The organism is Streptomyces muensis (assembly GCF_021474425.1).
Lineage (GTDB): Bacteria > Actinomycetota > Actinomycetes > Streptomycetales > Streptomycetaceae > Streptomyces > Streptomyces muensis.
The window spans coordinates 70,182-76,256 of the sequence record NZ_JAKEIP010000021.1 but is presented as its reverse complement, the minus strand read 5'-3'; the positions used below and the strand labels follow the sequence as shown (position 1 = coordinate 76,256).

Genomic DNA, 6,075 nt, shown 5'->3' with positions numbered 1-6,075 from the left:
GGCCGGGGGCTGCTGCTCGGGGGCCGGACCCTGCTCGGGTGCCGGGCTCCGCTCGGGGGCGGGTCTGCCGACGATGACCTGGCCCATCTGGATGCGTTCGCCGCGGAAGTAGACCGACGGCCGTACGGTCTCCAGCACGACCTCGCGGTCCAGTCCCGGCTCGTCCTGGAACACCAGGGCCTCGAGAGACTGGCCCGAGTCGAAGGGCATGCCGTCGTGTTCCTGGATCTCCAGCCCGTCGTCGGCGAGCGCCTGGCGGCTCGCGTGGACCTGACGGCGCACCTGTCGCAGGTCGGCCGCCGAGAGGGAGCCGGTCTGCCGGTCGAGCTTGCGCAGGGCACGCCAGATTCCGACGGCGGCCCCGAGCAGCGCGTCCGTGCCGGCGCCCCGCGGGGTGCGGGCCTGCTCGGCGAGGGCCTCGGCCGCCGCCACCTCGTCGAGCACGGCGGCGATCCACTCGGCCTGGGCCGGGTCGAGCGGCGGGCGGGGGATGCGGAACTGCGGGGGATGCCTCAACTGACGTATGAAATCCCGTACTTGGGGAGACACCGGCCGATGCATGGGTTCCTCCTTCTGTGCCGTCCTCATGGCACCGGTGACTCAGCGGTTGACCAGATAGGCGATCAGTGCGGGGAGCACCATGACGAGCAGGACGAGGAGACAGCCCAGCCGCAGGCCGCCCCACACATCGCCGGATCCCCCCGCCTCGACGGTCCGGGCATGCTGACCGAACTGCGAGTGAATGGCGTCCCAGTTCGCCTCGATGCCCTGCATGTCGCGGTCCGGGGCGATCTCGTACGCCGCCTCCGTGAGCTCGACCATCGTCTGCCGCTGCTGGGCGCTCGGCCGTCCGTGCAGGTGGTGGTCCGCGAGCGCCACCGCGAGGTTGTTCAGGCCCACGGCGACGATGTGCGCGACCTCCTCGTACCGCCACTCCGAGACGAACGCCTTGAACTCCCCGAGCCGTTCGAACGTGGGCAGGACCTGCTCGCGCAGGGTCAGGGCGGCATCGCCGTACCGGCCGGCTTCCTGTTGGCGTTTCGCGGACAGCAGCCCTTCGGTGATCTGCTCGACCGTGTCCTCCACGGTCTCCTCGAACAGCGGGGCGAGGAGTCCCGCGAACACCTCGTGTTCCGTCCAGCCCGCGCAGACCCCGGCGAGCCGGGTCCTGAAGTCCGCGTCGGCGGCGAGTTCCCGGAGCGGGGAGACGAGCAGCGGGGGCAGCGCGGCGAGGAAGTCGTCCGCCGTGTGCTCGCCGAGCCGCGGGTCGTCCAGGTCCTCGATCCGGTGGGCGATGTGCTGCCGGAACTCCGGGCGTCCCAGCAGCAGTCCCCAGCCGCTCGCCGCGCCCCGCCACAGGGTGTCCCGTCCCTCCACGGTGACGCCGCCCCGCCCGGCCTCCGCCTCCAGGACCATGGCGTGGAAGCGCACCGCGTCGTCGTGCTCCTCGTGCAGGGAGCGGGGGCAGCCGCACTTCAGGTCGGCGTCGCCCCACCGCCACAGCAACTCGTCCACCAGCCGCCGCCGCGGGTCCTGGAACTCCTCGAACGCGGCCCGGACCTCGTCCTTGCGGCGCTCTCCCACGAGCGGTGAGTCCGGGTCCGGGGGCAGCGTGTCCCGCACCGCGAGGCGCGCCTCCAGCCGCTGTCGGTGCTGCCGTACGGCCCGTCCTCGCGCGTTCGCGGGGAGCCCGGTGACGGCGAAGGCGTTGTCGCGGTACAGCCGCGGTCCGGCCAGGTCGGCGCAGCGGGACAGGCTGCCGGTGCCGCTGCGAACGGCGGACGGCTCGCCCGCGCGGCTGCCCGTGGTCGTCTTGTCCATCGCCTCTCCATACGTCGGCTGTCCATACGCCGCTGTCTGTACGTCCGCTACCGGTGCGTCCGGGTCTCGTGCATCCGCGTCTCATGCGTCGGGCCCCTCACATGACCACCCCCCGGCGCCACGTCATCAGCCGTGCCATGTGCCGCTCCCGCAGCCGGGGATGGCGGCTCACGGCCTCCTCCAGCTGGTTGGCGGCGTCGGCCAGCCGGCCCGGCATCCGGGAGAGCGCGATGGCCGCCCGCACCAGTTCCTCGACGGACCGCTCCACCACCGCCGGCCCCTGCCTCGGCGAACGCGGACCCGCCGAGGGCCGCAGGGTCTTCGCGCGATCGGCGACCGCCCGGGCCGTGGCGGGCCGGTCCGTCGGGTCGGTGCGCAGCATGTCCAGGACGAGCCGGTCCAGTTCGGGTCCGACGTCGTCGTTGAAGGAGCTCGGCGGCGGCAGCGGACGGCTGAACCGCTCCAGCGAGAAGGACTGCACCGGATCGCCGCCGTTGTACGGGAAGTGGTCGGTGAGCAGGAAGTAGGCGATGGTGCCGAGCGCCCAGACGTCCCCGGCGCACGAGTAGCCCGTGCCCCGGCGCAGCACCTCCGGCGGCATGTAGGCGACCGTCCCCTGGGCGCTGGCAGCCCGGGTGCCCGGGTCGGTCTCCTTGGCCAGCCCGAAGTCGCTGACCTTCACCCGGAGTCCGGACTCGTCGTAGGTGATGAGCACGTTGGCCAGCGAGAGGTCGCGGTGCACGATGGGGTGCTGTCGCTCGTGGGCCACGGCGAGCCCCTCGGCGGCCTGCCGCAGCACGGCGGTGGTCTCACCGACGGGTACCGCGCGGGAGTGCGAGGCGATCAGCCGCTCCAGGCTGCCACCCGCGACGTACTCCATGGTGATGTAGCCGCGCACCCCCTCCGAGGTCTGCACGGTGCCCGCGTCGAACACCCGGATGATGTTGGGGTGTCCGAGGGTGGAGAGGATGCGGGCCTCGTCGAACATCCGGGAGGTCGCCGCCAGCGAGGCCACGTGCTTGAAGAGCTTCAGCGCCTGCCAGCCGAGGATGTGGTGGCGGACCCGGTAGACCTCGGCGAAGGCGCCCTCGCCGAGCCTGCGGTCCACGACGAGCGCGGAGTTGACCCGCTGCCCACGGGTCAGCAGTGCCCTCCCCGCGCCCGTCGTGTCCCCCGTCATCCACCGCCCCTTCCGTGCCCTGAGGTCGCCTCACCGTGCCACGCGCCGCCCGGGACCCCTCCCGGACGTCGCAGGCCGGTCAGGAGTGGGTGACCTTGATGCGGGAGATGCGGACCTCGCCGTGGTTGTCGTCGGTGCACGGCTCGGAGTTGTCACAGTTGGCCTGCGTGTAGGCGCCCGCCTTGAAGTAGTTGGTGTCGCCGTCGTGGGAGACCGTGGTCTCCAGCCGGCCGTTGTAGTAGGCGCGGATCTTCCCGTCCCGGGCCACGAACTTCGCCTCGAACTCGGTGCCGAGTTCGTAGTCGTCGGTGACGAGATGGGCGTGCCGGTCGTCGCCGTCGGTGATGTAGAGGCTGCTGCCTTCGAGACGGAAGACGGTGACGTCGTCGTCCCCGCCGTGGACCTGCGCGCCGACCAGGTACGGCCGCTCCTCCGGCAGGGCCGTGAACGCCTCGCGGACCACGAGGGTGTGGGTGCCGTCGGTGGTGGACCACTCGGCCTCGTCCGCGCCGTCGTCGGTCATCTCCCGCAGTTCGGCGCGCGGATAGCTGGAACCCCCGGTGGTCACTCCGTTGACGGCGGCCCGGAACCGCACCGCGTCACAGCCGGCCTCCGCCCGGAACCAGGGCTCGGCGGAGAAGGTCGCCAGCTCGGGCTGGGTGATCTCGGTGGGGTCCTCGTCCTCACCGGTGGGCAGCGTCAGCTTCCAGTTCGTCAGATCGAGGACGTCGGCGGGATGGGCGCACCGCGCGGCCGCCGGTTCGTGCGGGGTCTGCGCGCCGGCGTGGGCGGACAGCGCGAGGGTGGCGGTCGAGACGGCCGCGGTGAGTCCGGCCAACACGAGGGTCCGGGTGCTGGGCATGGCGGGGTGCCTTCCTGTCGGGGGCGTCGGGTGTGCGGTTCGGGCCGCGCGTACCGTATGCGCGATCGACGGGACCCCTCCCGGAACCGGTGTCCCACCGCGTCCGCACACGTGGTCTCACCGCATCTGCACACGCGTGACACCTGCGCATGCGTGCGACTGATGAAGGCTCTGGGTAGACACTGCGTACGGTCCGCCCTACGCGTTAGGTTCGTTGTGATCCATGCGCGCGGTAGTGGGCCGTGCGCGTTCGGGATTCGACCGAGGGGGAAGATCCGTGCGTTCCGGGGACGAGTTCGCCGACCGCTATGTCCTCAAGGAGGTCATCGGCGCGGGTCGGGGCGGCGACGTGTGGCTGGCCCACGACACGGTGGTGGGCCAGGACGTCGCCCTCAAACCCGAGCGGACGGACGGCGAGGGCGAGACCGCGGTGCGCCGGCTGCTGGGCGAACCGCGCGCCATGGCCAAGTTCCGCGACCATCCGCACGTCGTCACCCTGTTCGACGTCATCACCGTGCCCGGCGAAGGCGACGGTCCGGCGACGTACTGGTTCGTCATGGAGTACGTCCCCGGCGGCGGCCTGGACCGGCAGCCGACGGTGCCTCCCCTGCGGGCGGCCCGTATCGGGGCCGAACTCGCCGACGCGCTGGCCGCACTGCACGAGGCGGGCATCGTCCACTGCGACGTCAAGCCCGCCAACATCGGGCTCGCCCGGCACGGGACCGCGAAGTTACTGGACTTCGGCGCCGCCTACCGGGTCGGCGGCACCGAGACCATCACCGTCAACGGCCCGTTCAGCTTCACCCCTGACTACGCCGCCCCCGAACTGGCGCGGGGCAATGTCCCGCGGCCCGCCTCGGACGTGTTCTGTCTGGCGGCCACCCTCTGCGCGCTGATCACCGGTGCACCGCCGCGCGGTGGCGCTCTGGCGGACGACGCCGCCCCGGCCGGGACGGGGACCGAGGAGGAGGCCGAGCGGCTGCGGTACTGGAAGGCCGAGCAGGGTGTCGTCGAGCTGGACGCCGCCGCCGTGGGCCCGCTGTACCCCGTGCTCACCTCCATGCTGCGCCGCGATCCCCGGCAACGCCCCGAGGCCGCCGAGGTCAAGCGGCTCCTGGAGGAGGTCGCCGGGTCCGGTCCGGCGCCCTCCCATGATCCCGGCACCACCAGTCCCGTCACCGGGCGCCGGCGGTGGCGCGGCCGGCCGCTGGCCGCCGCGGCACTCGGCGTCAGCGCCCTGCTCGCCCTGGGGCTCGTCGCCCTGCCGGACGGCGACGACGGCAAGGCCGCCGCGCAGCCCGGCCCGAGCCGGAGCCGGCTCGGCGGGGAGGCCTCCGGCACTGGGATGCAGGCCCTGATCGGCGATCCGCACACGGCCGACGTGTGCGCCCTGGCCGACCCCGCCGCCTTCAGGCAGTTCGGCGACGGGGAGATCCGCGTCGACGTGGACTACGGCAACTTCGACCGCTGCGACGTACTCGTGGGCGTCGACGACAAGACCCGTATCGACGTGTCGGTGAGCCTGCGCAAGGGCTCGCCGCCCGAGGGGTCCAAGCCCTCCAGCACCGTCGGCCGGATCGGCATCCGTGAGGAGCAGGCCGAGAGCGACGAGTGCAAGCTGCTGCTGACGGCCGACGGCGACAGCGGTGACACCCTGGTCGGGGTCCGCGTCAACATGGGCAAGGGCTCCGTGTTCGGCGGCACCGCGGCCCTGTGCGCGGTCGCCGACAAGGCCGCCCGGGGCGCGGCGGCGATCCTCGACCGGGGCCCCCTGCAGCGTCGTTCGCCGGCCTACCCGCGCACCTCGCTGGCCTGGCAGAACGCCTGCGAGCTGCTCGACGCCAAGTCGCTGTCCGTCGTGCCCGGGATCGAGGTCGACGTGCCGGAGGTCGGCATCGCGGACTGGAGCTGCGAGTGGTCGAGCGACGTCGACGAACTGGACGCGGAGGTGAGCTTCTTCCGCGATCAGCCCAAGTCGGCCGAGGACGGCACGGCCCTCAGCCTCAGCGGACACCGCACCGTCATCGAGAAGGGCGACGACGGGGACACCTGCTCGGCGTTCGTTGAGTACCGCAGGTACAGCGGTCAGGACGCCGAGACCGCCGTCGAGATGGTGCGCCTGGAGGTCGGCGGGCAACGGCCCACGGACGAGCTCTGCGGGATGGTCAAAGACCTCGCGGCCTCCGCCGCCGGCGAACTGCGCGGCTGAGGC

The 6,075-nt window shown here is 72.5% G+C and carries 5 protein-coding genes; 1 reads left to right on the top strand and 4 read right to left on the bottom strand.

Annotated features, from left to right (window positions below):
* From L0P92_RS08895 to L0P92_RS08880, 4 genes are all read right to left on the bottom strand, one after another.
* On the bottom strand, window positions 1-516 hold a 516-nt coding region (locus L0P92_RS08895), incomplete at its 3' end, for a hypothetical protein (protein ID WP_234761967.1).
* Window positions 517-600: 84 nt separating this feature from the next.
* Window positions 601-1,821, bottom strand: a complete 1,221-nt coding sequence (locus L0P92_RS08890; protein ID WP_234761966.1) for a hypothetical protein — start codon at window positions 1,819-1,821, stop codon at window positions 601-603.
* 97 nt (window positions 1,822-1,918) lie between these two features.
* A complete protein-coding gene (locus tag L0P92_RS08885) occupies window positions 1,919-3,001 on the bottom strand; it encodes a serine/threonine-protein kinase (RefSeq protein ID WP_234761965.1) in 1,083 nt (360 codons plus the stop codon).
* Between the two features lie 79 nt (window positions 3,002-3,080).
* Complete coding sequence (locus L0P92_RS08880; RefSeq protein WP_234761964.1) at window positions 3,081-3,863, bottom strand: polysaccharide lyase family 7 protein; 783 nt, start codon at window positions 3,861-3,863, stop codon at window positions 3,081-3,083.
* Between the two features lie 277 nt (window positions 3,864-4,140).
* On the opposite strand from L0P92_RS08880, the gene L0P92_RS08875 reads away from it, so the two are divergent.
* Complete coding sequence (locus L0P92_RS08875; RefSeq protein ID WP_234761963.1) at window positions 4,141-6,072, top strand: serine/threonine-protein kinase; 1,932 nt, start codon at window positions 4,141-4,143, stop codon at window positions 6,070-6,072.
* The last annotated feature ends 3 nt before the right edge of the window (window positions 6,073-6,075 follow it).

Bases quoted from the DNA above. Each gene is read 5' to 3' on its own strand.
- L0P92_RS08890 (WP_234761966.1), bottom strand. From the start codon at position 1,821: ATGGACAAGACGACCACGGGCAGCCGCGCGGGCGAGCCGTCCGCCGTT.
- L0P92_RS08885 (WP_234761965.1), bottom strand. From the start codon at position 3,001: ATGACGGGGGACACGACGGGCGCGGGGAGGGCACTGCTGACCCGTGGG.
- L0P92_RS08880 (WP_234761964.1), bottom strand. From the start codon at position 3,863: ATGCCCAGCACCCGGACCCTCGTGTTGGCCGGACTCACCGCGGCCGTC.